The sequence below is a fragment of the Roseovarius marisflavi genome (assembly GCF_900142625.1).
Classification (GTDB): domain Bacteria; phylum Pseudomonadota; class Alphaproteobacteria; order Rhodobacterales; family Rhodobacteraceae; genus Roseovarius; species Roseovarius marisflavi.
This window is the reverse complement of record NZ_FRBN01000029.1, coordinates 13,780-38,096: the sequence shown is the minus strand read 5'-3', so window position 1 is coordinate 38,096 and position 24,317 is coordinate 13,780. Positions and strand designations below refer to the sequence as shown.

Sequence of the window (24,317 nt, the reverse complement as noted above, 5' to 3'; positions counted from 1 at the left end):
CACGGCCCGCGAGCCGATCAACAGGCCGGATACATATGAGCGATTTCCGAAATCGTGCCAAATTCTCGATTGCGAACAGCAGCCGACACATACATTGGGCCGAAAGCGGAAGCTGGTTCGCTGATCTAACATGCTTTTTGACTGGGTCTACTTGACGCCCAGATTGGTATGAAATACTACCTGAATTTGTTGAGCGGGCGTTGTGTAATGGTAAGACCTCAGCCTTCCAAGCTGATGATACGGGTTCGATTCCCGTCGCCCGCTCCAGAAATTCTTATCTGACAAATAACCTGCAAAACATATTATGGTGTGTGGATAAACATTTGTTTTGACAGGCTTAATATGAATGTGAACAACAGCCTTCCAAGCTGATGATACGGGTTCGTTTTCCGTCGCCCGCTCCAAGCCTGACCCGATTTAGCCTTTTCCCGGCATCTGGCCCCTGTGGTCGATCTGTCCTCTTGACCCCGGCGCGCTGCCCGGCCAAGAACTAAGAACAAATGACGAGGGATTAAGACGAATGGCGCGCACGCCCAAGGCTGCTGAATTGCAGGACCGCGAAAAATCGAAACGTGTTGGTGCATTGGCCGCGCTCTGGCCGTTTCTGCGCCCTTATCGCCCGCTTTTGGTTGCGGCCGTTCTGGCGCTTGCCCTGACGGCGAGTGTGGCGCTTGTGCTGCCGCTGGCGGTGCGCCGCGTGGTCGACAATTTCGGCATCGAAGATGGTGCCATTCTGGATCAGTATTTCGCCGCAGCCCTGCTGATCGCGGCGCTTCTGGCGGTTGGCACCGGGCTTCGCTATATGCTTGTTACCCGGTTGGGCGAGCGGGTCGTGGCCGATATCCGCAAGGCGGTGTTTGATCGCGTGATCGCCATGAGCCCGGCATTTTTCGAGCGTCTGATGACCGGCGAAGTGCTAAGCCGGATCACCACCGACACCACGCTTATCCTCTCGGTCATAAGTTCTTCTGTTTCAATTGCGCTGCGCAACCTGTTGATTTTCCTTGGCGGCATGGGGCTGATGCTGTTCACCTCGCCCAAGCTTACCGGCATGGTCCTGCTGATCGTGCCGCTCGTGATCGTGCCGATCCTGACGCTGGGGCGCAAGATGCGCGTGCTGAGCCGCGAAAATCAGGATTGGATCGCCAACAGTTCCGGCAATGCCTCCGAGGCGCTGTTGTCGGTGCAGACGGTTCAGGCCTTTACCCACGAGGGTGAGAGCCGCGCGCGGTTTGCCGATGTGACCGAGCGCAGCCATGACGCCGCGCGCCGCCGGGTGAACACCCGCGCGCTGATGACGGTGATCGTGATATTCTTGGTGTTTACCGGCGTTGTCGGGGTGCTCTGGATGGGCGCGCGTGACGTGCGCGCGGGCGGGATGACCGCCGGCAGCCTTGTGCAATTCGTGATCTATTCGGTGATGGTTGCCGGGGCCGTTGCCGCCCTGTCGGAAATCTGGGGCGAGCTTCAGCGCGCCGCCGGGGCCACCGAGCGCCTTGTCGAGCTGCTTCAGGCCGACGACCCGGTCACCGATCCGAGCGACCCCAAGCCGGTGCCGCGCCCGGTGAAAGGCGCGATTGCCTTTGAGGGGGTGCGCTTTGCCTATCCCTCGCGCCCCGGCATCCTGGCGCTTGATAACCTGAACCTGTCGATCAAGGCCGGTGAAACCGTGGCGCTTGTCGGCCCTTCGGGCGCCGGCAAGACCAGCGTGATCCAGATGATCCAGCGGTTTTACGATCCTGACGAGGGTCGCGTGACACTGGATGGTGTGGCGCTGTCCGATATGGCGCGCCATGATTTCCGCCGTGATCTTGCGCTTGTGCCGCAAGACCCGGTGATCTTTGCCGCCTCGGCGCGCGACAACATCCGCTTTGGCCGTCTTGACGCCAGCGACGCCGAGGTCGAAGAGGCCGCCCGCGCTGCCGCTGCCTATGACTTCATCACCGCCTTGCCCGAAGGGTTTGATACCTATGTCGGCGAGCGTGGTGTGATGCTCTCGGGCGGTCAGAAACAGCGGATCGCCATTGCCCGCGCCATTCTGCGCGACGCGCCGGTGCTGTTGCTCGACGAGGCAACCTCGTCGCTGGACGCCGAAAGCGAGCGCGCGGTGCAGCATGCGGTCGACGCCATGGCGCGCACCCGCACCACGATCATCGTCGCCCACCGTCTGGCCACGGTCAAAAAGGCCGACCGCATCGTCGTGATGGATCAGGGCCGCATCGTGGCGCAGGGAACCCACGACAGCCTTGTGTCCGAAAATGGCCTTTATGCCCGGCTTGCGCGGCTTCAATTCACTGACGGTGAGGCGGCTTAAGGCAAATTCCCCTCGTGCGGCGGGCCTGCTTGCCGCATTGCTATAGCCAGTAACCTTAGTAAACGGAGACACGACATGGGACTTTTGAACTTCATGAAGAGTGCGGGCAAATCGCTTTTTGGCGGTGACGACGCACCCGAGCCCGAAGCGCTCAAGAAAGAGCTGGCCGATCTGGGGCTTGATGCCGAGGGTCTCGATATCGAAGTCGATGGCGATACCGTCAAGGTCAGCGGCACCGCGGTAAGTCAGGAAGCCAAGGAAAAGGTTCTTCTGGCCGTTGGCAACGTGGCCGGTGTGGCCGCCGTCGAGGACAATGCAGGCGGTGCAGAGCCGGTGTTTCACGAGGTCAAGAAAGGCGATACCCTTTGGGCGATTTCCGCCGCGACCCTGGGCAATGGCGCGCGCTATGAAGAGATTTTCGAGGCCAATAAGCCGATGCTCACGCACCCCGACAAGATCTATCCCGGTCAGGTTCTGCGCATTCCGCAGGCGTGATCGAAGACCTGCCGTAACAGGGCCGGGCAGAGGAAACCTCGCCCGGCCTTTTTCACGACCATTTTTCGGGGCGCCATCTGCGCACAATCCGCGACATTCGCCCCTTGCCGTGTGCCCGCCAATTTGGGATAACTGCCGCGAATTGACAGGAGTCGCCGATGTCCGCGCGTATTTACCAACCCGCCCGCAACGCCATGCAGTCCGGCACGGGCAAGACCAAATACTGGGTGCTTGAATATGTCTCGGACAGCGCGCGCGAGGTTGATCCTCTGATGGGCTGGACCTCGTCCAGCGATACACAGGCGCAGGTGCGGCTTCGGTTCGACACCAAAGAGGCCGCGCTTGATTACGCCAAGGCGCAGGGCATCGACGCGGTGGTGCAAGAGCCCCACAAACGCAAACAGAACATCCGCCCCGGTGGCTATGGCGACAACTTCGCCACGTCCCGCCGTCAGGTCTGGACCCACTAAGCCTCTGTAAATCAGGGTGAATATCCGGCCAAGCCCTCTTAATTCCGTTGCGCTACGTGATTTGGGGTTGCATCTGATCTCCTGAAAAACTGCGACCACATTGACCGACGGGCGGCCTTTGAGGCCGCCCAAATCATTTCAAACCCGGCTGGAGCCTCTTGCTGATGACCATTACCCACCTCGTCACCCATTCCGGGGGCTTTCATGCCGATGAGCTGTTATCCTCTGTCATCCTGACGCGGGTGTTCCCCGAGGCAGAGGTGATCCGCAGCCGCGACACGGCGTGGATCACGCCCGGCGCGGATCGGATCATCTATGATGTCGGTGGTGATTTTGATGCCGGCGCGCAGATTTTCGATCACCACCAGCGATCCAATCCCCTGCGCGAGGATGGCCAGCCCTATAGCTCTTTCGGTTTGATCTGGGCGCAGTATGGCCGTGATTACCTGCGCGCGATGGAGGTGCCCGAGCATGACATCGAAACGATCCACGACTCGTTTGATCGCGGTTTTGTTCTGCCGGTTGATCTGCTCGACAATGGCGCGGTCAATGCCTCCGAGGCCGGCCCGTTGTTTGCCGGGCTGACCTTGCCGGTGCTGCTCGAAAGTCTGAAGCCGGTGTTTGACGAGCGCGAAGCCGGGGGCGATGACCGCGCTTTCATGGCCGCCTTGCCCGTGGCGCGTGCCCTCGTTGAGGCACAGATCAAACGCCGGGCCGCCAAATTCCGCGCCGAGTCGATGGTGATGGCGGCCATTGAGGTGGCCGGTGAGGCGCGCGTTCTGGAGTTGCCGATGGGCATGCCGTTTCGGGCGGGTGTGGAACAGGCGGGTGCCGATCACCTCTTGTTCGTGGTCCATCCGCGTGGGTCGGATTGGACGCTGACCACGATCCGTCTGGGCGGCGACACCTTTGACAACCGCGCAGACCTGCCCGTTGCCTGGGCAGGATTGACCGATGACGCACTTGAAGTGGCCAGCGGTGTTGCGGGCGCCAAGTTCTGTCACAACGGGCGGTTTATTGCGGTGGCAGCCACGCGTGAAGCGATCCTTGAAATGGCCGATATCGCGGTGGTAGAGGCTTTGGCCGGATAATTGTGGGATGAGCCTGCGCATTGTCTGGAAGCGGCGCCAACTGACGATGTGCTGGTGTGATTCAATGACCACGTGCAGACAGAAAGCGGGAATCCGAAGCAGGCAGAGGGGCGGCAGCTCTGCCTGTTTTGATCACGCAACCCTTACCGAGACACTTCCGTGGTCGCGTCCGGGGGGCAACCTTGGCTGTCTTGCGCCCAGATTTGCGATACGCGACCATAAGACTTTGATCCGCTTGCTGGCCTCTGTGCCGAACTCCTATTATAGACTAGGTGAGCGATGCGAAGGTTGCATACCGCTGCGCAATGATAGAGACATGCAACGCCTGACCTTTGAGGCTTACTATGAAGAATAAACTGGTGCGCGCCCGCCCCCTGGCGCATGTCGGGATCAGTTTGACTGCCCTCGCGTATCCGGCGCGAATTGTGCCCGGGTCTGGCGCATGACAGTGCTTATTCCAACATGGGTGGATGGCGATCTTGTGGCCGTCGAAAAGCTTGAGGCGCATCAGCGTGGCTTGCGCCACAAGGCGGTGTCGGTCTTCGTGATGGCGGGCGATGATCTTTTGATCCAGCGCCGGGCGCTCTGCAAATATCACACGCCGGGGCTTTGGGCGAATACCTGTTGTACGCATCCCAACTGGGGCGAAGACCCGGAAACCTGCGCGCATCGGCGCCTGAGCGAAGAGCTAGGCATCACCGGCCTGAACCTGAGCCATCGCGACCGCGTGGAATACCGCGCCGATGTGGGTGGCGGGCTTGTCGAGCACGAGGTGGTCGATATCTTCATAGCGCGGCTGTCGGCGTGTATCCCGCTTGATCCCAATCCCGAAGAGGTGATGGAGACCCGCTGGATCAGCCTGAACAGGCTCAACCTCGCGCTTGCCACGCATCCCGCGCGCTATACCCCCTGGCTTCGGATCTACATGCAAGAGCACGCAGCGCAGATTTTTGCCTGACGGGAGGATTGGGGGCGCTGCCCCCATCGCCGCAAAGCGACGATTCCCCCGGGATATTTAGGGCAAGAAGAAACGGCTGGGCCTATTTGCCCTTCCAGACCGGATCGCGCTTTTCGGCGAAGGCACGCGCGCCTTCAAGCTGGTCTTCGGAGGCGTAGAGGGTGTCCACCGTCGCAAGCTGGCGTTTGGTGATCCGGTTCATCGCATCCTGAAAGCGCAGAGCCTCGGCGTCGCGAACGATCTCCTTGATGGCGGCGTAGACCAGCGGCGGGCCAGAGGCCAGTTGATCGGCCATGGCGCGCGCCTCGGCCATAAGGCGATCACCGGGATAAAGGTGATTGACGATGCCCCAGCGGGCGGCCTCGTCGGCGTCAAGCCAGCGACCGGTCAGCAGCATTTCCATCGCGATATGATAGGGGATGCGCTTGGGCAGCTTGACGCTGGCGGCATCGGCCACCGTGCCAGAGCGGATTTCGGGCAGGGCAAAACTGGCGTGATCCGCGGCGAGGATGATATCCGCCGAAAGCGCCAGTTCGAGCCCGCCACCACAGCAAATCCCGTTCACGGCGGCGATCACTGGCTTGTTGAGGTCGCGCAGTTCCTGCAACCCGCCAAAGCCGCCAACCCCGTAATCGCCGTCAACCGCGTCGCCATCCGCCGCCGCCTTGAGATCCCAGCCGGGGCAAAAGAACTTTTCGCCCGCCCCGGTGAGAAGGGCCACGCGCAACTCGGGATCATCGCGAAAATCGCGAAAGACCTCGCCCATGATGCGGCTTGTTTCCAGGTCAATTGCATTGGCCTTGGGGCGGTCAAGCGTCACCTCAAGCACGGCCCCGCGGCGTTCAGTTTTCACTGAGCTTTGAGTCATTTGTTGTCTCCGATCCTGATCAGGGCGTCTGCGGCGATGGCGAAATCCACGCCACAGATCAGTGGGTTGATTTCAATTTCGTCAAGCTGCGCGGCATGGGCGATGACATAAGCCTGCACCGCCAAGACCGCCTGTGCAATGGCGTCGATATCCACCCCCGGTTTGCCGCGATACCCGGCCAGCAAAGGGGCGATGCGCAACCGCGACAGGGCGTCGAGCACATCGTCTCGCGTCACGGGGAGGAGCAGGGACTTGCTGTCGGCCATGACCTCGGTCAGTACCCCGCCGGCCGCAAGCGTTAACACAAAGCCATGCGCGGGGTCGCGCAATACGCCGATCAACAGCTCGACCAACCCGCCCGTGACCATGGTTTCGACAAGAAACCCGTCGCTGTCCATGTCAGCGGCGGCCTCGGCCAGGGCCTCTGGCGTGGTGAGGCTTAGCGCCACCAGTCCGGCCTCGGATTTGTGCGCGACACCCTGACCCTTCAGCGCCACAGGAAAGCCAAGGCGCTCGGCGAGGCACGCGGCTTCTTGCGCTGTGGCGGCGGAGCATGATGCGGGAACAGATAGGCCAAACCCGGCCAGGGCTTGCTTGGCCTCAGTCTCGGACAGCATATGCACATCCTTCGGTGCGCCGGGAGCAAGGACCGGCTCGGGCACAACGCGCCGTTGCCCCAGGCGAGCAGCAAGGGCAATCGCGGTAAGCCCATCGTCAAGCCCGATCAGCGGGATCAACCCGGCGGCAAGACAGCGCGCGATGATCGGCTCTGGCAGGGTTTCGGGCAGAGTGGACAAAAGCGCAAGCGGCTTGCCTGCGCGGGCGCGGGCCGCGCCGCCCGCCTCAATCACGCAATCCCAGGCCGAGGGATCACACCGGTCAGGACGCGGAAAATCTACAATGACACAGCCCATCGCCACATCCCCCGCCAGCATCGCCGCGAATGTGTCGGTCATACGCGCCACATCACCCCAGATAAAGGTGTGGTAATCCAAGGGGTTGGCCAATGCCACACGAGGACCAAGCGCCGCGCGCAACCCGCTGACCTGCGCGGCATCAAGCGGTGGAAAGGCGATGTCGCGGCCTGTGGCACTATCGGCCATCAGGCTTGCCTCGCCGCCCGAACACGACAGCGACACGATCCGGTTTGATGGAAGTGCCCCGGCCAGATGCAAGAGCTTGAGCGCTTCCATAAAGGCAGGAAGGCCCTCGACCTGCGCCACGCCGAGGCGCGCCAAAAGGGCGCGCGCGCCTGCGTCTGATCCGGAAAGCGACGCAGTATGCGAAATCGCCGCCGCGCGCGCCTGTTCGGATTTGCCCGCCTTGATGGCGACGATAGGCTTGCCAAGGGCGCGGGTCTCTTTGGTAAGGGCTTCGAAGGCAGCAAGATCGCCGATCCCCTCGATATGCAGGCCAAGGGCGGTTACGCGGGGATCGGCCAAAAGCGCGCTACCGAGTTGCGCAAGGCCAAGCTGCGCCTGATTGCCCGCCGTCATCAGATAGGCAATCGGCAAGCCGCGCGCCTGCATGCTCAGGTTGATCGCGATGTTGGAGCTTTGGGTCAGGATCGCGACGCCACTTTCCACCCGCTGTCCGCCATGTTGATCCGGCCATAAAAGCGCGCCGTCGAGATAGTTGATGTAGCCATAACAATTGGGGCCGATGATTGGCATAGCGCCCGCAGCCTCCAGCAATCGGTCCTGCAAGGCATCGCCATCGCCGGTCTCGGCCTGCATCTCGCGAAAGCCGCTGGCAAAACAGACCGCGCCACCGGCCCCGATGGCCGAGAGGTGCGCCACGACATCCAGTGTGGTCTCGCGATTGACGCCGATAAAGACTGCATCCGGCGGGCCCGGCAACTCCTCAAGGCTTGCAAAGGCCGCGCGTCCGGCAATCTCGGGGCGCGTGGGATGAACCGGCCAGACAGGGCCGACGAAACCGATCTTGCCACATTGCTCGACCACAGAAGTACACCATGCGCCGCCACCTACGACAGCGATCGAACCGGGGCGTAACAGCCGATCCAAGCTGCGCGTCATTGGTTGATCCCTGAGTGTGCCGCACAGACGGGAGCCTCCGGCGGGGATATTTTCAGCAAGAAGAACTGGCAGTAACGCGATATTAACCAAGCTCCGCAAGTCTGTTCGCACGGTACAGGCGGGGACGCCGATGACCGTGCAAGGAGAAGAGGCATGACCTTTTCACCGGGGGGGGCTTGCGGGCCTCCCCTTTTCTTCTTGCTCCAAATATCCCCGCCGGAGGCATGAGTACTCTTTTGGACAGCCATCGCCTCAGGCTCCGAGGGGGCGAAGCAGATCGCGGCTTATGATATGGCGCTGAATTTCGCTTGTTCCGTCCCAAATCCGCTCGACCCGCGCATCGCGCCAGAACCGTTCGATTGGAAAATCATCCATCAGCCCCATTCCGCCGTAAATCTGCAAGGTGGCATCGGTGACGCGCGCCAGCATTTCACTGGCATAGACCTTTGCCGAGGCGATTTCACGATTTGCCGGCAGGCCCTGATCCAGCCGCCAGGCGGCGTTGAGGGTCAGCAGGTCGGCGGCGTCGATTTCCGTAATCATATCGGCGATCTGAAAGCTGACGCCTTGGAATTTACCAATCTGCTGGCCGAATTGTTTGCGTTCGGCGGCATAGTTGAGCGCGTAGTCAAAACAGCGGCGCGCGCGCCCGACGCTCATCGTGGCAACCGTGATCCGGGTGGCATAGAGCCATTCGTTCATCACCGCGAAACCGCCATCGACCTCGCCCAGAACCTGGGCATCGGACAGGCGGCAATCATCAAACTCCAGTATGCAGTTCTTATAGCCCCGGTGGCTTACCGATTTATAGCCGTCGCGGATGGTAAAGCCGGGTGTACCGCGATCGACCAGAAATGTGGTGATGCGCTTTTTCGGGCCGCGCGGGGTGTCATCTTCGCCGGTAGCAACAAAAACGATAATGAAATCAGCATGATCTGCGCCGCTAATAAAGTGCTTTGCGCCATTGAGTACCCAGTCACCCCCGGCCCGCCGCGCCGAGCAGGTCATGCCGCGCACATCCGATCCGGCCCCCGGTTCGGTCATCGCGAGGGCATCCATCCGCTCGCCGCGCACCGCCGGAAGCAGGTAGCGTTCACGCTGTTCGCCCTCGCAGGCCATCAGGATATTCTGCGGACGCCCGAAGAAATGGTTAAGCGCCATCGACCCGCGCCCCAATTCGCGCTCGACCAGGGCAAATTCCAGGTGGTTCAGGCCCGCGCCGCCCACCTCTTCGGGGAAATTACAGGCGTAAAATCCCAGATCAATCGTCTTTTGCTTGATCGCCTCCGCCACCTCGGGCGGCACTTCGCCGCTGCGTTCGACCTCGGCCTCATGGGGGTAGATCTCGTTCTCGACAAAGCTGCGCACTGTCGAGACGATCATCTCTTGTTCGTCGGTCAATCCGAAATGCATCTCAGTCTTCCTTGTGCAGGGTGGCAAGCGCTTCGACCCGCGCCAGAACCTCGGGCAGGGGATCACACGACCGGCGCGTTTCAAGGTTCACATGCAGCATGAACTGATCCGATGTGGCCAGAACCGCGCCGTCGCTTGCGCGCTTCATCTCGTGATAACAGCGCAGCTTTTTGCCCGCGCCTTCGGTCACGCGGGTTTCGACGATGACATGTTCGCCGGCCTGCGCCTCGGCCAGAAACTTGATCGTGGTCTCGGCGGTGAAATAGCTGTTGCCCGCCGCGATATAGGCGGCATCGGCGCCGACATGGGTCATCACCGCATCGGCGGCATCGCTAAAGAGCTGGCCATAGCGGCCCTCATTCATATGACCGTTGTAATCGGTCCAATCGGCGGGAATGACACGGCGCGCGCTGACAATCGGCGGGCCATCCTCAAGCGTGGGGCGGAACGTCACCTGATGCTCGTTGATCAGCCGCCCGGCGGCGTTGCCTTGCTGGCGCAGGGCGCGCATCATCGCGATCAGGTTGTTGTCGCGCTTGCGCTCAAGCTCGCGGATGCTCAGGTGGCCCGATTGCGCATCGGATTGATCGGCGATCATCTGGGCCAGATCTTCGGTCAGTTCCGGCACATCCATCAGCTTGGTCCAGGGCCAAGAGAGGCAGGGGCCGAACTGATCAATGAAATGCCTCATTCCGGCCTCGCCGCCGGCGATGCGGTAGGTCTCGAACAGGCCCATCTGGCCCCAGCGAAGGCCGAAGCCATAGCGGATCGCGTTGTCGATTTCTTCGGTCGTGGCGATCCCGTCCTTGATAAGCCAAAGCGCCTCGCGCCAGACCGCTTCGAGAAAGCGATCGGCGATATGGGCGTCGATTTCCTTTTTGACATGAAGGGGATAGAGGCCAAGCTTGGTCAGGGTATCGCTGGCCCGCGCCACAAGATCGGCGCTGTTCTTCTCGGTCGTAACCAGCTCGATCAGCGGCAAAAGATAGACCGGGTTGAACGGATGCGTCACCACAATCTGTTCGGGGCGCGTGGCGCAGCCCTGCAATTCCGAGGGCTTGAAGCCAGAGGTGGACGAGCCGATGATCGCGCCCGCGTCGCAATGCTCCTGCAAGGTCTGATAGACCTTGCGCTTGAGCGCGAGGCGCTCGGGCACGCTTTCCTGAATCCAGCTTGCCCCTGCCACAGCCTCGGACATAGTGTTGTGAAAACTCAATGCGCCCTCGGCGGGCAGCGCCACATCGTAAAGCATCGGCAGCGCATGGCGTGCATTGCCAAGCACCTCGCCGATCTTGCGCTCGGCCTCGGGGTCGGGGTCGAACACCCGCACATCCCAGCCATTGAGTAGGAACCGCGCCGCCCATCCGCCGCCGATCACGCCACCGCCGATAATTGCCGCTGTTTTCACCATCGTTGTCACTCCCGTTAGCGCAGGATCATTGCGCCGGTATCATATCCGTTGAAATCCAGAACTTCGCGCGCGGCGGTGATCCGGTCTGTGCCGCCCGTCGCGGCGCGGTCAAGCACCCAGCCATAGCCGCCATCGGGCGCTCCGATGGCGGCGGTGCGATAGCCTTCATCGACCCAGATCACCCATAAATCGCGGTCTTTTCCGCCTTGCGGGTCTGCAAGACGCCAGCGGTTGGGGCCAAGCGGCGTGGCGCGCCAGAGGGCGGCGAAATCCTTGCACCTGCCTTTGGCGTCGCACCCGCGAGACACCAGTTTGAACGCCTCTTGGCCATTGCTGCCGCGCAGATAGCTGACCTGCCTCAATCCTTCGTCGCCGGGATAATGCGCGCGCAGGTGCCAGTCGCCCACAAGCCGGTTGGCATCGCTGCGTGTGGTATAGGTCAGCGGCACTTGCGTGTCGCGATAGCCGGGGCCGGGGGCCTCGGGCTGCGCGCAGGCCGCTATCAGCGTTGCAACCGCCAAGGCGCCCCAGACCCTCACGGCACCAAGGTCTCTGTATGCCCGTCCACCGCCAGTATTTGCCCCGAGATCTTGCTGGCCGCAGGCGAGGCGAGGAACAGCGCCATATCGGCCAGATCATCGACATTGACCCAAGAGCGCAGGCTCACGCCCTTGACGTATTGCGCGCGCACCTCGTCTTGGGTTTTGCCGCCTGCCGCTGCTTCCATGGCGACGACGCGGTCCATCCGGTCGCCCTCGACCGCGCCGGGTGCAAGCGCGTTGACGCGCACGCCGACGGGGCCAAGCTCCATCGCCAATGTCTTGGTCAGGCCGACCAGGCCCCATTTCGCCGCTGCATAGGGCGCGCGCAGCGGATAGCCGAACAAGCCCGCCGTTGATGTCGTGATCACGATCAATCCGGCCCCTTGCGCGCGCATCACCCGCGCCGCCCAACGACAGGTCAGGAAGGTGCCCGAGAGGTTCACATCAAGACAGGCGCGCCATGCGTCATACTCCAGATCCTCGATCCGCCCAGCGGGCCCGCCGGTGCCGGCATTGGCGCAGACCACATCAACGCCGCCCCATGCCTGTTCGACATCGGCGAAAAACGCCTCCATCTGGGTCTCGTCGGTGACATCGGCCTGAGCGGCGATAAACGCGGGATGCTCGGCGCGGACCCGCGCCACCGCCGCACCATCGGCGTCACAGATCGCAACCCGGTCACCGCGCGCCGCGAAGCGTTTGGCAAGCCCAAGCCCGATCCCCGACGCGCCGCCGGTGATCAGAACGCGCTCGCTCATCCGCGCGGCGCCTGTTTGGTCAGGCCCAGCTTGTCGCGCACCTCTTGCGGGCCGATCACCCGCGCGCCGAGGTTCTCGATGATCCCGACCGCGCGTTCAACAAGTTGCGCATTGGTCGCCAGAACGCCGCGATCAAGCATCAGGTTATCCTCAAGCCCGACGCGCACATTACCGCCCGCAATAACGCTTGCCGCCACATAAGGCATCTGGTTGCGGCCAAGACCAAAGGCCGAAAACGTCCAATTGTCCGGCACATTATTGACCATCGCCATGAAGGTGTTGAGGTCATCCGGCGCGCCCCAGGGCACGCCCATGCAGAGCTGCACAAGTGCGTCGGGTTCCAGAATGCCATCGGCCACAAGCTGTTTGGCATACCAGAGGTGACCGGTGTCAAAGGCCTCGATCTCCGGCTTTACACCAAGCTCGGTCATCATCCGGCCCATCGCTTGCAGCATGCCGGGGGTGTTGGTCATCACGTAATCGGCCTCGGCGAAATTCATCGTGCCGCAATCGAGCGTGCAGATTTCCGGCAGGCATTCGGCCACATGCGCCACCCGCTCGGTCGCGCCCGCCATATCGGTGCCGGCCTCTTTCGGCGGCAGCGGGCTCTCAACCCCGCCAAAGACGATATCGCCGCCCATCCCGGCGGTCAGGTTCAGCACCACATCGGTGGCGCTGTCGCGGATGCGGTCGGTGACCTCGCGAAACAGGCCAGGATCACGGCTTGGCGCGCCGGTTTCGGGGTCGCGCACATGGCAATGCACCACGGCGGCCCCGGCCTTGGCCGCGGCAATCGCGCTGTCGGCGATCTGTTCGGGCGAGCGGGGCACATGCGGGCTTTTGTCTTGCGTGCCCCCCGATCCGGTGACGGCACAGGTGATAAAAACCTCGCGGTTCATGGTAAGCGGCATGGGGGCTCCTCCGGGGGTGATGGTCTGGCTTAGCCTAGCGTGCTGGTGTTGATCTATATCTTGCCGTAAAAGACAAAAATCATGCCTAAATGGACAAAATCATCCGACGCCCCGGTCAGCATCGCCTTCCTGATCTTTGATCAGTTCTCAAACCTGTGCCTTGCCAACTGTCTTGAGCCGTTGCGTGCGGCCAATACCCTGACGCGGCGGCAAAGTTTCGACTGGCAGATTCTGACCCGCACCGGCGAGCCGGTCCTGTCGTCGTCGGGGATGCAGGTGGTGCCGCACAAGCCGCTCAAGGCGCTTGAGGCCTGCGATTACCTGTTTGTTCTGGCCAGCTATGCCCATGCCAAACACGACACCGCCGACACCCGACGCGCGCTGCGCTCCGCCGTGACGCGGGCCAAAAACGTGGTGGGGCTTGATGCCGGGCCATGGCTTTTGGCCTCGGCCGGGTTGCTGAACGGGCGGCGGGCCACGGTGCATTGGGATCTGCTTGACGCCTTTACCGAGCGGTTTCTCGATATCGAGGTGGCGCGCGCGCGGGTCCTGAGCGATGGGCCTTACATGACCTGCGCCGGGGCGATGTCGGCGCTTGATCTGACGCTTGGGTTGATTGCCGATCGGTTGGGCCTGTCGGTGCGCCTTGATGTCGAGGCGATGTTCATTCACGGCGATCCCCCCGTTAGCCCGACCCGCGAGGGGCAGGCGGTGGGCGATGCGCTTGTGCGTCGCGCCCTCACGCTGATGCGCGACACGCTTGAGCGGCCGCTGTCACAGGCCGAGCTTGCGCGCCACCTGTCTTGTCAGGCGCGCACGCTGGATCGTCGGTTTCGCGCCGGGCTTGGCGCGCCGCCGGGCACGGTTTACCGGCATCTGCGGCTCTCCTCGGCGCGCAAGATGCTTGAGGGCACCAGCCTTGGCATTGCCGAAATCGCCCTGCGCTGTGGGTACGATTCCCCGGCGGCCATGGCCCGCGCGATGCGGCGTCATTACGGCGCGAGCCCGCGCGAGTTGCGCAAATCCTGCTGAGGCCCCTCAGAGAGCGGGCAGGCGGTACATGCCGGAGCTGGAAAACGCGATCGAACTTCCGTCCTCGATATCCTCGGCAAAGCGCTGTGCAATAACGCGAAGCGCGGTCTGCCGCCCCTTGGCCACCAGTGCCCGCCGCGACGGCAGGGCAGGTGTCAGCCCCGGTTTCAGCAGGGTCTGCGACCAGATCAGCGGGTGCAACTCCTGCATGTGATTTTCCAAAAGCCAGTCAAGACAGTCATGAATGCGCGCACGCGATACCTCGACCCCCGAGGGCAGCCGCGCCTTGCCGCTGCGCGGGGCCATCACGATGCCGCAAAAGGCAGAAAGCTGATTGATGACATGCTGGTCGCGCTTGCGCGCCACGATATCGCGCAGCCCGTCGATGAAAAACTCGCAATCCAGCCGTTCAAGCGCGCCGGGGTCAAGCGCCAGTGCATCAAGGTAAACCCAGGCATATCCGCCCGCGCCCCAAACCTCGCCGGTACGCGCGGCGGTGCGGCGCGCCTCAAGGTCGAGCATCTCGTAGCTGCCATAGCGCGCCGGCAAAAGCGCCTCGCCGAGGGCGCGCATGTGGCGCGGGCTGTCGGGGTCGAGGTCGATCAGTTTCTCGTAATCATCCGCCACCCGAAGGCGTGGCCTCTGCCGCCCGGCCAGAAGCGCGCATTGCGCCGAGGCCAGCGACGGCGCGTCAAGGTCAACGCCGTCAAAGGGGCTGAGAATATCGTCGGCGCGCTTGAAATGCAGGTGAAACTGCGCCTCGTGCTCGACGGTTTTGCGCTCTGTTGCCGTCGCGCGCCAGGCCCAGCCGATGTCGATATGGGTCAGCGCCACGATCAGCGTACAGGCATAGCTGTCATGAAATTCGGCGCGCATTTCCTCTAGCGCGTCAATGCCCGCACTGTCCGGCGCCACCCCGTCATGCAAGGCATCTTCGGCCGCCGCAACCACATCGGCGCGCGCGCCATAGGCCAAGAGCATCGTGGCATTCTCGCCGCCCGGCGTGCGCAGGCGCGCGCCATCACCGTATTCAATCAGGCGCGCCAGCTCTTCCCACATTTCCTGACGGGCAAGTTTTTGGCCTTTGTCCTGATGGGTGGCACGGGCCATTTCCTCATCCGTGACCGGCAGGGAGGGCAACAGGATGCGCTTGGTCAGGCTGTCCAGATCGGTCTGCGGCTTGCGGCGCAACAGCCCCAAGAAGTCAGGCAGGCGGCGCCCATCGCGGTCATTGCGCATGCGCGGCTCGGGCGTGGTGTTCTCTGATTCTGCAATAGGTTCGAAAGGCATGGCGTCTCCGGCGTGCTACTCCGGGAAATCCTGACGCCGCTTTTCGACCAAAAGAGGGCAAGCCTAAGGTGAAGGCAGGGAATTTGAGTGGTTGTGGTGCAGGCAAAGCCGCGGGCTTATGCGTCTTCTTGCTCTAAATATCCTCGCCGAAAGCATAAAATTCTGTTTCGGGCGCCATTCTCTGGCGCGGGGGCAGACGGCGGAAAACCGCCGTGCACCTCGCCTATCCCCTGAGGGCGCGCCGCTCAATCAGGTGAAAGCAGCCAAGGGCGTCCTCTCCCATCAAGGAGAGCCCGGCGATCAGGAACGGGCGCGGCAAGAGGGGCTCTATCAACGGGGCCAGGATCGTTTCTGTCTGGATCGCCTGGGCGCGGGGAAGTTTGCCGGTCAGTGTGATGTGAAAGCGAAATGCCTCCATCACATAAGGATAGCCCCATGTCAGTAAAAGCACGTCCTGCTCAGGGCTAAGCCCCCCGGCGCGACGGCGGGCAAGTTCGGCCTCGGTGAGGGGCGCGCGAAACGGCTCGAAGGCATGCACGGTTGCGGCGGCAAGCGCGTTCAAAGCGGTTTGATCGCCCCGTGGCACAAGCGCCAGAAACCGGCCAAGGCGAGCGAGGTTGAGCGCCTCAAGCGCCACTGGTGCCGCACTGAGGCAGAAGCCGTCAAAGGCGGCGATCAGCGCGGCTTCGCTCTGACCCTCGGGTAGGCGAAACGGCGGCTTCATCGTCGCGTGCAGGCCGTATTTGCGTGGGGTTTCGGTGATCTCGGCCACGGGCAGGGGCAGGCCGGGCACCTCCGGATGATCGACGGATCGGCCTGTCATGCAATCCCAGCCAAGCCAGGCCGCGCCGAAATCGGCGAGCGGCCCGCGCTCGGGGGTGACGTAAACGGCGTATCTTTTGAAATCCATGCGCGGGCCTTTTCGTGTCGTCGTGATCTGTCAGGATCATATATTCCGTTCATGACACAGGGCGCGGGCCGCGCCAATGCCGGGTGGGCCGGCAGGCTTTGACAAGGCCCGGGGGCGGGCGCATAACAGGCGGGAAAAATACCAGCCAGCCCCGGAGCCCCTTATGACAAAACCGCTTTTTGACGTGCCCGCCGCGCCGCAAATTCCCGTTCTTGGGCAAGACGGCAGCTTTCCCGTCCGCCGGATTTTCTGCGTCGGGCGCAATTATGCCGCCCATGCCGCCGAGATGGGCAATGAGGTGGATCGCGAGGCGCCGTTCTATTTCACCAAATCCGCGCATACGATCTGTCACAGCGGGGCCAGCATCGCCTATCCGCTTGGCACGCAGGATTGTCATTTCGAGATGGAGCTTGTCGTTGCCATAGGCGCGCCCGCCTTTAGGGTCTCCAATGGCGAGGCGATGCAGACGGTTTACGGGTATGCCTGCGGCATCGACCTGACGCGCCGCGATCTACAGGCGCAGGCCAAAGACAAACGCCGGCCCTGGGATCTGGGCAAGGACTTCGAAGACTCAGCGATTATCGCGCCGCTGACCCCGGCGGCAGAGTTTGGCGAGATCGCCGATCAGGCGATCCGCCTCATGCTTGATGGCGCAACCGTGCAAGACGCCCGGCTCAGCGATATGGTCTGGTCGGTGCCCGACGTGATCGCGCATCTGTCGCAGTTCTATCACCTGATGCCGGGCGACCTTATTTATACCGGCACGCCGGCGGGCGTGGGGCCGGTCAAACCCGGCAGCAAGCTGCACGGTCAGATCGAAGGGCTGAGCGACCTTTTCCTGAGCATCGGCGCGCCGGAGTAGGCGCCGGGCATGTCTGAGGGGCAGCACCCTGACCCGGGCGGCTGGGTCGCGCATGTGCCGGTCACGCTTTTCACCATCGTGATGGGGCTCTGCGGTTTTACGCTTGCGCTGCGCGCGGGCGAAGCCGCGCTTGGGCTTGGACATTTGATATCCGGTGCGGCGCATCTGCTGAGCATGGTGGTTTTTGCGGCCGTGTCGGTTTTGTATGTCGCCAAGGGCCTGCGCCATCCGGGCGCGGTGGTGGCCGAATGGCAGCACCCGGTCAAGCTTGCGTTCTTTCCGGCGATCTCGATTGCGCTTGTTCTGATGTCGGTGGTGATGCTTGACCCGGCACCGGGGCTGGCGCGGGCGATGTGGCTTGTGGCGGTGCCGCTACAGCTTGTTCTGACGGTCTCGGTTTTCAGCGGCTGGATCAGTGCGCGGTCGTTTCAACATGGCCATCTGACGCCAGCCTGGTTCATTCCGGCGGTGGGCAATGTGATCGTGGCGATTGCCGGCGTGCCCCTGGGCTATGTTGAGATCAGCTGGTTTTTCACCTCGGTCGGGCTTGTTTTCTGGATCGTCATGTTGGTTCTGGTGATGAACCGGCTGATTTTTCATGATCCCTTGCCGGTGCGGCTTCAGCCGACGCTGGTCATCCTGATCGCGCCGCCCTCGGTCGGGTTTCTTGCCTGGGTGGCGCTTGTCGGCGGGATTGATCCCTTTGCCCGCGTGCTTTTGAACGGGGCTTATTTGTTCACGCTGATCGTGGCGGTGCAATTGCCAAGGCTGCTGAGGCTGCCGTTTTCGCTGGCGTTCTGGGCGCTCAGCTTTCCGATGGCGGGGGTGACGATTGCCAGCTTTACCTATGCCGATGCCACCGGATCGGCGGGGCATCGCATCATCGGAATTGGCCTGTTGGCCGTGCTCTGCGTGATCATACTGGCGCTGTTGTTCCGCACCGCACAAGCCGTGCGAAACAACGAGATTTTCGTGCCGGATTAATCCAGCAGGCGACGGGTGATGACCTGGGCCTGAATTTCCGCCGCCCCTTCGAAGATGTTGAGAATACGCGCATCACACAAGATGCGGCTAATGGTGTATTCAAGGGCAAAGCCGTTGCCGCCGTGAATCTGAAGGCCATTGTCGGCCGCCGCCCAGGCGACGCGTGCGCCAAGCAGTTTGGCCATGCCCGCCTCAAGATCACAGCGCCGGTCATTGTCTTTTTCCCAGGCGCTGAAATAGGTCAGCTGGCGGGCGATCATGATCTCGACGGCCATCATCGCAAGTTTGCCCGAGACGCGCGGAAAGTCGATCAGGCTCTTGCCGAACTGCTTGCGGTCGATGGCGTATTTCATCGCCACATCAAGCGCCGATTGCGCCACGCCGATGGCGCGGGCGGCGGTCTGAATGCGGGCGGATTCAAAGGTTTCCATCAGCTGTTTAAAGCCTTTGCCCTCTTCGCCCCCCAAAAGGTTTTCACCCTTCACATGAAAGTTGTCAAAGCCAAGCTCGTATTCCTTCATGCCGCGATAACCGAGCACCTCGATCTCGCCGCCGCTCATGCCTGTCGTGGGGAAGGGGGCCTCGTCGGTGCCGGGCGTTTTCTCGGCCAGGAACATCGACAAGCCGCGGTGATCGGCGGTGTCGGGCTTGGTGCGCGCGAGCAGGGTCATCACATGGGTGCGCGCGGCGTGGGTGATCCAGGTCTTGTTGCCGGTCACCTTCCAGTCGCCGTTCTCGTCCTTGACGGCACGGGTGCGCAACGAGCCAAGATCAGAGCCGGTGTTGGGTTCGGTAAATACCGCCGTCGGCAGGATTTCGGCACTGGCCAGTTTCGGCAGCCAATGCGCCTTTTGCGCGTCGGTGCCGCCGCACAGGATCAGCTCTGCGGCGATCTCGGAGCGGGTGCCGAGGCTGCCGACGCCGATATAGCCACGGCTCAACTCCTCGGAGACCACGACCATCGAGGCCTTGGACAGACCAAAGCCGCCGAATTCTTCGGGGATGGTCAGGCCAAAGACACCCATTTCGGCAAGCTCCTCGATGATCTCCATCGGGATAAGCTCGTCCTTGAGGTGCCATTCGTGTGCGTGGGGTTCGACCTTGTCGACCGAGAAGCGGCGGAATTGCTCGCGGATCATTTCAAGCTCGTCGTCAAGTCCGGTGCGCCCGACGGTGATCTCGGCCGAGCGTTCCTGCATCAGCTCGACAAGGCGGGTGCGCGCGGCCTGACTGTTGCCTTCGGCGATCAGGGTGGTCACGGCGGGCGTGAGAAGCGCGGCGATGTCGGCGGCGCTCAGGCCCATGTCATGCGGGCGGATGATCTCGCCCTGATTCATCAGAATGCCGCCCTGAATCTGGCCAAGATATTCGCCAAAGCCGATTTGCAGCAAAAGCTGTTCGACCTCGCCAAAAGTGCCGGAATCGTTCAGCCGGGTGGCCCAATGCTGCATCTGCCGCAAAGATTCCGTATAGGTCGCGAGCCAGGCGAGGCCATGGGCCGCCGACTGGTTCGCCTCTATCGCCGCGCCAGACACCCGGCCGTCAATGCTAACCATTTGGCGAATATTGGCTTTTGCCGCCTCAAAGAGGGTTTCAACCGGGGCAATCGACGCGCCTGTGAGGGCCAGAAGGTCGCCCAGAATGATTGGTTTCGCCATTGCAATATCCTGTCCGTCATGTGCCATTTAACGCGTCCTTTCGTGGTTGCGGCTTGTTCTATCTACTTCGCAGGTGCAGCGCAACTATTTTACGAAAAGGATGATGTTTTTGATTGAAAGTTGCGCATTGATTTTCTGCAGTGCCGCACTAGCGGGCATGTTAAGAGGGGGTCATGGAAGCATTTTTTGATATCGGGCCGCTCTGGGTCTGGGCCTTTGCCTTTGGCGTGGTGATCTGTGCGGGCATGGTCAAGGGCGTGGTCGGCTTTGCCATGCCGACGGTGATGATGGCCGGGCTTAGCTCGGTCATGGCGCCTGATCTGGCGCTGGCGGCGCTGATCCTGCCGACGCTGGCCACCAATCTCTGGCAGGCCCTGCGCCAGGGCACGCGCGCCGCCCTGGCCTCGGTGCGCCGGTTCCGGGTGTTCCTGGTCGTGGGCGGCGTGGTGATGGTGCTGGCGGCACAGTTGGTGCCGGTCTTGCCGCCTTCGGGGATGCTGTTGTTCATCGGGCCGCTGATCACGCTTTATGCGCTCTCGACGCTGTTTGGGCGAGGATTGCGCCTGTCACCTGATCAGGGGCCAAAGGGCGAGGCGGCGATGGGCGCGCTTGCCGGGGTGTTTGGCGGCATTTCGGGCATGTGGGGCCCGCCGACGGTGGCGATGCTGACGGCGCGGGGCACGGAAAAGACCGAACAGATGCGCGTGCAGGGCGTGATCTATGGCCTCGGTGCATTGGCGCTTGTGGGGGCACATATCGGCTCGGGTGTGCTTCGGGTCGAGACAGTGCCGCTCTCGCTTGGAATGACGCCACCGGCGCTTTTGGGGATCTGGATCGGCTTTCGGCTTCAGGATCGGTTCGATCAGGCGGCGTTTCGCCGGATGACGCTTTGGGTGCTCTTGATCGCCGGGCTTAACCTGATCCGGCGGGGCATTATGATTATGTAGCTGCGGATATCCGAAAAGGCCTGGCGGCATCGGTTAACGTGGACCAATCCGGTTTTGGCAGGCATCGCCCGGCCCTGTGATCGCTGTTCTTCAAGCGGATGCGGTGTCACACGTCCGAAGGCCATGATTTTCAAGTTTATGGTCGGCCATGTCCGCGCGATAGGGCGCAACGATGGGGGGCGGTCAGAGATTTGCCCGCTCAGGCGCCTCTTAACGCGCTGATTTTTCGCGAAAACAGGGCGATTTGGCGCGGCAGGCACATTCCCACGGAAAATCGCGCAACCAAGCGGCTGCTGGCGAGTTCAGCAATCACGGCCTGCGGGAAAAGTGAGTCAATTTAGCCATTCCTAAGATTTATTTGCGTCAATGGGGCGTCGCTTGGGGGCTGATTCGCAGATTTGGATTGATTGGATGCGCCAAACCAGAGCATAGTAGCGAAAAAAAGCAGGTAATCTGAGCAGTAAAAGGAACAAATCTATGTCGAAAATCGCCCTTGTGGACGATGACAGGAATATTCTGACATCCGTATCAATGACGCTCGAGGCCGAAGGCTTTGAGGTTGAAACCTACAATGATGGCCAGCAGGCCTTTGATGCCTTCAGCAAGAAGCTGCCGGATATGGCCGTGCTGGACATCAAGATGCCGCGCATGGATGGCATGGACCTGTTGCAGCGTCTGCGCCAGAAATCGCAGATGCCGGTAATTTTTCTGACCTCGAAAGACGATGAGATCGACGAGGTTCTCGGCCTGCGCATGGGCGCGGACGATTATGTCAAAAAGCCGTTCTCGCAGCGTCTTCTGGTGGAACGCATCCGCGCGCTTCTGCGTCGTCAGGATGCCAATAACGGCGACGTCGTGGCCGATACCGAGGAAACCAAGGTGATCGAGCGTGGCGAGCTGCGGATGGACCCGCTGCGTCACTCGGTAAGCTGGAAAGGCCAGGATGTGTCGCTGACCGTGACCGAATTCCTGCTGCTGCAGGCGCTTGCGCAGCGCCCCGGTTTTGTCAAAAGCCGCGATCAGCTGATGGATGTGGCCTATGACGATCAGGTTTACGTCGATGATCGCACCATCGACAGTCACATCAAGCGTCTGCGCAAGAAATTGCGGATGGCCGATGCTGAATTCTCGGCGATCGAAACGCTTTATGGTATCGGTTACAGGTACAACGAGGAATAATGGCTCTCGCCGAGGGGATAGGGGTGCGCAATATGGCGCAGCGACAGGATAACGATGTTGTCCTTGGGGATGATTTCGTTGCACCCGACCGGGTGGACGAAACCGAACTCACTGCGCATCGTGCGCAGCGGGGGTGGTTTTCGTTTCGCGAATCTTCGCTGACACGCAAGATCATCACCTTTAACCTGATCGCTCTCAATGTTCTGGTGGTCGGGATTCTCTATCTCAACTCGTCGCATGACAATCTCGCATTGCAACGCGCCGATAGTCTGATCGGGCAGACCGCCCTTATCGCCGATGTGGTCGAGGCGCGCCTGCCTGCTGGTGCGCCTGTGAGCCTGATGAGCGGTGATGGTCTTGATATCGAAGACACGCTGTCGCGGCTCAACATTCATGCGGGTACCGAGGTGTACATTTTTGACCGCACGGGCGTTTTGGCGGGTCACAAGGTTGGTACATCGGCGCGGCTCGGGGCGGCGCGTGACCTGCCAGCGACCCCGATGACCGACTTTCTGAGCCGGGTCTGGGATCGTCTTTCGGCGCCGTTTTCCGGCGCAGAACGCGACGGTCGTCAGCGCTCGGTTGAAGATTTGGCGCGCGACATGGTGGATATGGCCGTCAATGACGGCATTCAGGTGCAAACTGGTGAGACGGTGCTTGGCACGGTCTTGTCGGTTGCGGCCCCTGTGATGCAGTTGGGGGAGCCGGTTGCGGTTGTGGCGCTTGCCAATGCCACCGGAGAGATCGACAAACTGGCGCGCGCCGAGCGCGAGCGCGTGTTGCAGATGTTCCTGATCGCGACGCTGGTGTCGGTCGGGCTTAGCCTCATTCTGGCTTCTACCATTTCCAATCCGCTTGCCGATCTGGCGATGGCGGCCGAAATCGGCCGCGAGCGCAATCGCGGAAAGGGCGCCAAAGGGCGCATTCGCATCCCTGACCTGACGGCGCGGCCGGATGAAATCGGGCGGCTTTCCGGGGCTTTGCGCGGTATGGTATCCGCGCTCTATCACCGGATTGACGGAAACGAACAATTCGCGGCCGATGTGGCGCATGAGATCAAGAACCCGCTGGCCAGCTTGCGTTCGGCCGTGGGCACGATGCGGATTGCCAAGCGCGACGATCAACGCGAGCGCCTGCTTGAGGTGATCGAGCACGACGTGCGCCGCCTTGACCGCCTTGTCAGCGATATTTCCAACGCCTCGCGGCTCGATAGCGAGCTTGTGAAAGAAGAGCAGGAATCCTTCGATCTGCTGCACATGCTGCGCAATCTTGGCCAGTACCTTGGCGAAGAGGCTGACAAGAAGGGCATAGAGTTTATCGCGGATTTCCCAAGTCAGCCGATTGTCATCACCGGGCTTGAGGCGCGTCTGGCGCAGGTTTTCGTCAACCTGATCACCAACGCGATCAGTTTTTGTGAAGAGGGTGATGCGATCCGGCTTTGGGCACGGCGCCGGGCCAACCGGGTGCTTGTCGTGGTCGAAGACACCGGCCCCGGCATCCCCGATCAGGCGCTTGAGAAGGTGTTTCAGCGGTTCTATTCGGAACGCCCCGAGGGTGATTTCGGCAATAACTCCGGTCTCGGCCTGGCGATTTCCAAGCAGATCGTCGAGGCGCATGATGGTGTGATCTGGGCCGAGAATATCCGCCCGACCCATGCAGATGCCACATCCGAGCCGCTTGGCGCGCGTTTCGTCGTGGGTTTGCCGGTCTGATCCGGTGAGCGACACGGCGGACCCTTCCGAGATCATCGTGCATGCCACTTGCGTTGCCCATTCGGGCCGCGCGGTCCTTATCCGTGGGGCGGCGGGACGTGGTAAATCGGGGCTTGCGCTGCACCTTCTCGCGCTTGGCGCCGATCTTGTTGCGGATGACCGAACGCGCCTTTGGCGCGACGGCGCGCAGGTTCTGGCCACCGCACCCGAGGCCATAGCAGGCCAGATCGAGGCGCGTGGCATGGGTATTTTGCATCTGCCGCGGGTCACGGCACAGCCGCTGGCGTTGATCGTCGACATGGATAACGAAGAGGCCGAGCGACTGCCGCCCTTGCGGCACGAGGTGATTTTTGGTCTGGATATTCCCTCTGTGCGAAAATCCGCTTTTCCTCACTTGGCCGCAGCACTACTTCTCTATCTTAAACATGGCAAATTGGCCTGAAGGAGACCCGAATGCCTGGCGGCGCAGTTGA

General features: G+C 61.8%; 22 protein-coding genes and 1 tRNA gene. 13 read left to right on the top strand and 10 right to left on the bottom strand.

The features are described from left to right. The first annotated feature begins 193 nt into the window (after positions 1-193). From BUB78_RS17370 to idi, 6 genes are all read left to right on the top strand, one after another. Positions 194-267, top strand: a tRNA-Gly gene (locus BUB78_RS17370). 253 nt (positions 268-520) lie between these two features. Next, a complete protein-coding gene (locus BUB78_RS17365; protein ID WP_073200285.1) occupies positions 521-2,314 on the top strand; it encodes an ABC transporter transmembrane domain-containing protein in 1,794 nt (597 codons plus the stop codon). A 75-nt stretch (positions 2,315-2,389) separates the two neighbouring features. Then, positions 2,390-2,809, top strand: coding sequence for a peptidoglycan-binding protein LysM (lysM, locus tag BUB78_RS17360; protein ID WP_073200276.1), 420 nt, complete (start codon positions 2,390-2,392; stop codon positions 2,807-2,809). A gap of 158 nt (positions 2,810-2,967) precedes the next feature. After that, complete coding sequence (locus tag BUB78_RS17355) at positions 2,968-3,279, top strand: ETC complex I subunit (RefSeq protein WP_073200274.1); 312 nt, start codon at positions 2,968-2,970, stop codon at positions 3,277-3,279. Between the two features lie 164 nt (positions 3,280-3,443). Beyond that, on the top strand, positions 3,444-4,370 hold the full coding sequence (locus tag BUB78_RS17350) for an MYG1 family protein (protein WP_073200272.1): 927 nt from the start codon (positions 3,444-3,446) through the stop codon (positions 4,368-4,370). Positions 4,371-4,812: 442 nt separating this feature from the next. Further along, the gene (gene idi, locus BUB78_RS17345) at positions 4,813-5,328 is read left to right on the top strand and encodes an isopentenyl-diphosphate Delta-isomerase (protein ID WP_073200270.1); all 516 of its coding nucleotides are present in this window, start codon (positions 4,813-4,815) and stop codon (positions 5,326-5,328) included. An 82-nt stretch (positions 5,329-5,410) separates the two neighbouring features. Here idi and BUB78_RS17340 read toward each other — a convergent pair whose 3' ends face one another. The 7 genes from BUB78_RS17340 to bcoG all read right to left on the bottom strand — a co-directional run bounded on the left by BUB78_RS17340 (position 5,411) and on the right by bcoG (position 13,270). Continuing rightward, positions 5,411-6,196: a carnitinyl-CoA dehydratase gene (locus BUB78_RS17340; RefSeq protein WP_073200268.1), complete on the bottom strand. Its 786-nt coding sequence runs from the start codon at positions 6,194-6,196 to the stop codon at positions 5,411-5,413. Beyond that, positions 6,193-8,235: an acetate--CoA ligase family protein gene (locus tag BUB78_RS17335; RefSeq protein ID WP_073200266.1), complete on the bottom strand. Its 2,043-nt coding sequence runs from the start codon at positions 8,233-8,235 to the stop codon at positions 6,193-6,195. The genes BUB78_RS17340 and BUB78_RS17335 overlap by 4 nt, the downstream gene beginning before the upstream one ends. 252 nt (positions 8,236-8,487) lie before the next feature. Further along, complete coding sequence (locus tag BUB78_RS17330; protein ID WP_073200264.1) at positions 8,488-9,648, bottom strand: acyl-CoA dehydrogenase family protein; 1,161 nt, start codon at positions 9,646-9,648, stop codon at positions 8,488-8,490. Position 9,649: 1 nt separating this feature from the next. Next, a complete protein-coding gene (locus BUB78_RS17325; RefSeq protein ID WP_073200262.1) occupies positions 9,650-11,059 on the bottom strand; it encodes a carnitine 3-dehydrogenase in 1,410 nt (469 codons plus the stop codon). A 14-nt stretch (positions 11,060-11,073) separates the two neighbouring features. Beyond that, on the bottom strand, positions 11,074-11,580 hold the full coding sequence (locus tag BUB78_RS17320) for a lipocalin family protein (protein WP_139279391.1): 507 nt from the start codon (positions 11,578-11,580) through the stop codon (positions 11,074-11,076). A 14-nt stretch (positions 11,581-11,594) separates the two neighbouring features. Continuing rightward, positions 11,595-12,359: an SDR family oxidoreductase gene (locus tag BUB78_RS17315; RefSeq protein WP_073200258.1), complete on the bottom strand. Its 765-nt coding sequence runs from the start codon at positions 12,357-12,359 to the stop codon at positions 11,595-11,597. Next, positions 12,356-13,270, bottom strand: coding sequence for a 3-dehydrocarnitine:acetyl-CoA trimethylamine transferase BcoG (gene bcoG, locus BUB78_RS17310; protein WP_073200255.1), 915 nt, complete (start codon positions 13,268-13,270; stop codon positions 12,356-12,358). Before bcoG ends, BUB78_RS17315 begins: the two co-directional genes overlap by 4 nt. 81 nt (positions 13,271-13,351) lie before the next feature. Between bcoG and BUB78_RS17305 the strand changes: the two genes are divergently transcribed. Next, positions 13,352-14,302: a GlxA family transcriptional regulator gene (locus BUB78_RS17305; protein WP_073200254.1), complete on the top strand. Its 951-nt coding sequence runs from the start codon at positions 13,352-13,354 to the stop codon at positions 14,300-14,302. Between the two features lie 6 nt (positions 14,303-14,308). Here BUB78_RS17305 and BUB78_RS17300 read toward each other — a convergent pair whose 3' ends face one another. Together BUB78_RS17300 and BUB78_RS17295 are read right to left on the bottom strand one after the other, a co-directional pair. Continuing rightward, on the bottom strand, positions 14,309-15,592 hold the full coding sequence (locus BUB78_RS17300; protein ID WP_073200253.1) for a hypothetical protein: 1,284 nt from the start codon (positions 15,590-15,592) through the stop codon (positions 14,309-14,311). Between the two features lie 223 nt (positions 15,593-15,815). Beyond that, the gene (locus tag BUB78_RS17295; protein ID WP_073200252.1) at positions 15,816-16,502 is read right to left on the bottom strand and encodes a DUF1045 domain-containing protein; all 687 of its coding nucleotides are present in this window, start codon (positions 16,500-16,502) and stop codon (positions 15,816-15,818) included. 163 nt (positions 16,503-16,665) lie between these two features. On the opposite strand from BUB78_RS17295, the gene BUB78_RS17290 reads away from it, so the two are divergent. Continuing rightward, the gene (locus tag BUB78_RS17290) at positions 16,666-17,364 is read left to right on the top strand and encodes a fumarylacetoacetate hydrolase family protein (RefSeq protein WP_073200297.1); all 699 of its coding nucleotides are present in this window, start codon (positions 16,666-16,668) and stop codon (positions 17,362-17,364) included. A 9-nt stretch (positions 17,365-17,373) separates the two neighbouring features. Next, positions 17,374-18,348, top strand: coding sequence for an SLAC1 anion channel family protein (locus BUB78_RS17285; protein ID WP_073200249.1), 975 nt, complete (start codon positions 17,374-17,376; stop codon positions 18,346-18,348). Here BUB78_RS17285 and BUB78_RS17280 read toward each other — a convergent pair. Next, positions 18,345-20,033, bottom strand: a complete 1,689-nt coding sequence (locus tag BUB78_RS17280; RefSeq protein WP_073200247.1) for an acyl-CoA dehydrogenase family protein — start codon at positions 20,031-20,033, stop codon at positions 18,345-18,347. The two genes, BUB78_RS17285 and BUB78_RS17280, sit on opposite strands and share 4 nt — an antisense overlap. A 146-nt stretch (positions 20,034-20,179) precedes the next feature. On the opposite strand from BUB78_RS17280, the gene BUB78_RS17275 reads away from it, so the two are divergent. The 4 genes from BUB78_RS17275 to BUB78_RS17260 all read left to right on the top strand — a co-directional run bounded on the left by BUB78_RS17275 (position 20,180) and on the right by BUB78_RS17260 (position 24,286). After that, positions 20,180-20,953 carry a sulfite exporter TauE/SafE family protein gene (locus tag BUB78_RS17275; protein ID WP_073200245.1) on the top strand — a complete coding sequence of 258 codons (774 nt, stop codon included), beginning with the start codon at positions 20,180-20,182 and terminating at the stop codon, positions 20,951-20,953. Between the two features lie 477 nt (positions 20,954-21,430). Then, positions 21,431-22,132, top strand: a complete 702-nt coding sequence (locus BUB78_RS17270) for a response regulator transcription factor (RefSeq protein WP_073200243.1) — start codon at positions 21,431-21,433, stop codon at positions 22,130-22,132. Further along, positions 22,132-23,844, top strand: a complete 1,713-nt coding sequence (locus BUB78_RS17265) for a sensor histidine kinase (protein ID WP_073200241.1) — start codon at positions 22,132-22,134, stop codon at positions 23,842-23,844. The genes BUB78_RS17270 and BUB78_RS17265 overlap by 1 nt, the downstream gene beginning before the upstream one ends. 4 nt (positions 23,845-23,848) lie before the next feature. After that, on the top strand, positions 23,849-24,286 hold the full coding sequence (locus BUB78_RS17260; protein ID WP_073200239.1) for an HPr kinase/phosphorylase: 438 nt from the start codon (positions 23,849-23,851) through the stop codon (positions 24,284-24,286). The last annotated feature ends 31 nt before the right edge of the window (positions 24,287-24,317 follow it).

Bases quoted from the DNA above. Each gene is read 5' to 3' on its own strand.
- BUB78_RS17365 (WP_073200285.1), top strand. From the start codon at position 521: ATGGCGCGCACGCCCAAGGCTGCTGAATTGCAGGACCGCGAAAAATCG.
- lysM (WP_073200276.1), top strand. From the start codon at position 2,390: ATGGGACTTTTGAACTTCATGAAGAGTGCGGGCAAATCGCTTTTTGGC.
- BUB78_RS17355 (WP_073200274.1), top strand. From the start codon at position 2,968: ATGTCCGCGCGTATTTACCAACCCGCCCGCAACGCCATGCAGTCCGGC.
- BUB78_RS17350 (WP_073200272.1), top strand. From the start codon at position 3,444: ATGACCATTACCCACCTCGTCACCCATTCCGGGGGCTTTCATGCCGAT.
- idi (WP_073200270.1), top strand. From the start codon at position 4,813: ATGACAGTGCTTATTCCAACATGGGTGGATGGCGATCTTGTGGCCGTC.
- BUB78_RS17340 (WP_073200268.1), bottom strand. From the start codon at position 6,196: ATGACTCAAAGCTCAGTGAAAACTGAACGCCGCGGGGCCGTGCTTGAG.
- BUB78_RS17335 (WP_073200266.1), bottom strand. From the start codon at position 8,235: ATGACGCGCAGCTTGGATCGGCTGTTACGCCCCGGTTCGATCGCTGTC.
- BUB78_RS17330 (WP_073200264.1), bottom strand. From the start codon at position 9,648: ATGCATTTCGGATTGACCGACGAACAAGAGATGATCGTCTCGACAGTG.
- BUB78_RS17325 (WP_073200262.1), bottom strand. From the start codon at position 11,059: ATGGTGAAAACAGCGGCAATTATCGGCGGTGGCGTGATCGGCGGCGGA.
- BUB78_RS17315 (WP_073200258.1), bottom strand. From the start codon at position 12,359: ATGAGCGAGCGCGTTCTGATCACCGGCGGCGCGTCGGGGATCGGGCTT.
- bcoG (WP_073200255.1), bottom strand. From the start codon at position 13,270: ATGCCGCTTACCATGAACCGCGAGGTTTTTATCACCTGTGCCGTCACC.
- BUB78_RS17305 (WP_073200254.1), top strand. From the start codon at position 13,352: ATGCCTAAATGGACAAAATCATCCGACGCCCCGGTCAGCATCGCCTTC.
- BUB78_RS17300 (WP_073200253.1), bottom strand. From the start codon at position 15,592: ATGCCTTTCGAACCTATTGCAGAATCAGAGAACACCACGCCCGAGCCG.
- BUB78_RS17295 (WP_073200252.1), bottom strand. From the start codon at position 16,502: ATGGATTTCAAAAGATACGCCGTTTACGTCACCCCCGAGCGCGGGCCG.
- BUB78_RS17290 (WP_073200297.1), top strand. From the start codon at position 16,666: ATGACAAAACCGCTTTTTGACGTGCCCGCCGCGCCGCAAATTCCCGTT.
- BUB78_RS17285 (WP_073200249.1), top strand. From the start codon at position 17,374: ATGTCTGAGGGGCAGCACCCTGACCCGGGCGGCTGGGTCGCGCATGTG.
- BUB78_RS17280 (WP_073200247.1), bottom strand. From the start codon at position 20,033: ATGGCACATGACGGACAGGATATTGCAATGGCGAAACCAATCATTCTG.
- BUB78_RS17275 (WP_073200245.1), top strand. From the start codon at position 20,180: ATGGAAGCATTTTTTGATATCGGGCCGCTCTGGGTCTGGGCCTTTGCC.
- BUB78_RS17270 (WP_073200243.1), top strand. From the start codon at position 21,431: ATGTCGAAAATCGCCCTTGTGGACGATGACAGGAATATTCTGACATCC.
- BUB78_RS17265 (WP_073200241.1), top strand. From the start codon at position 22,132: ATGGCTCTCGCCGAGGGGATAGGGGTGCGCAATATGGCGCAGCGACAG.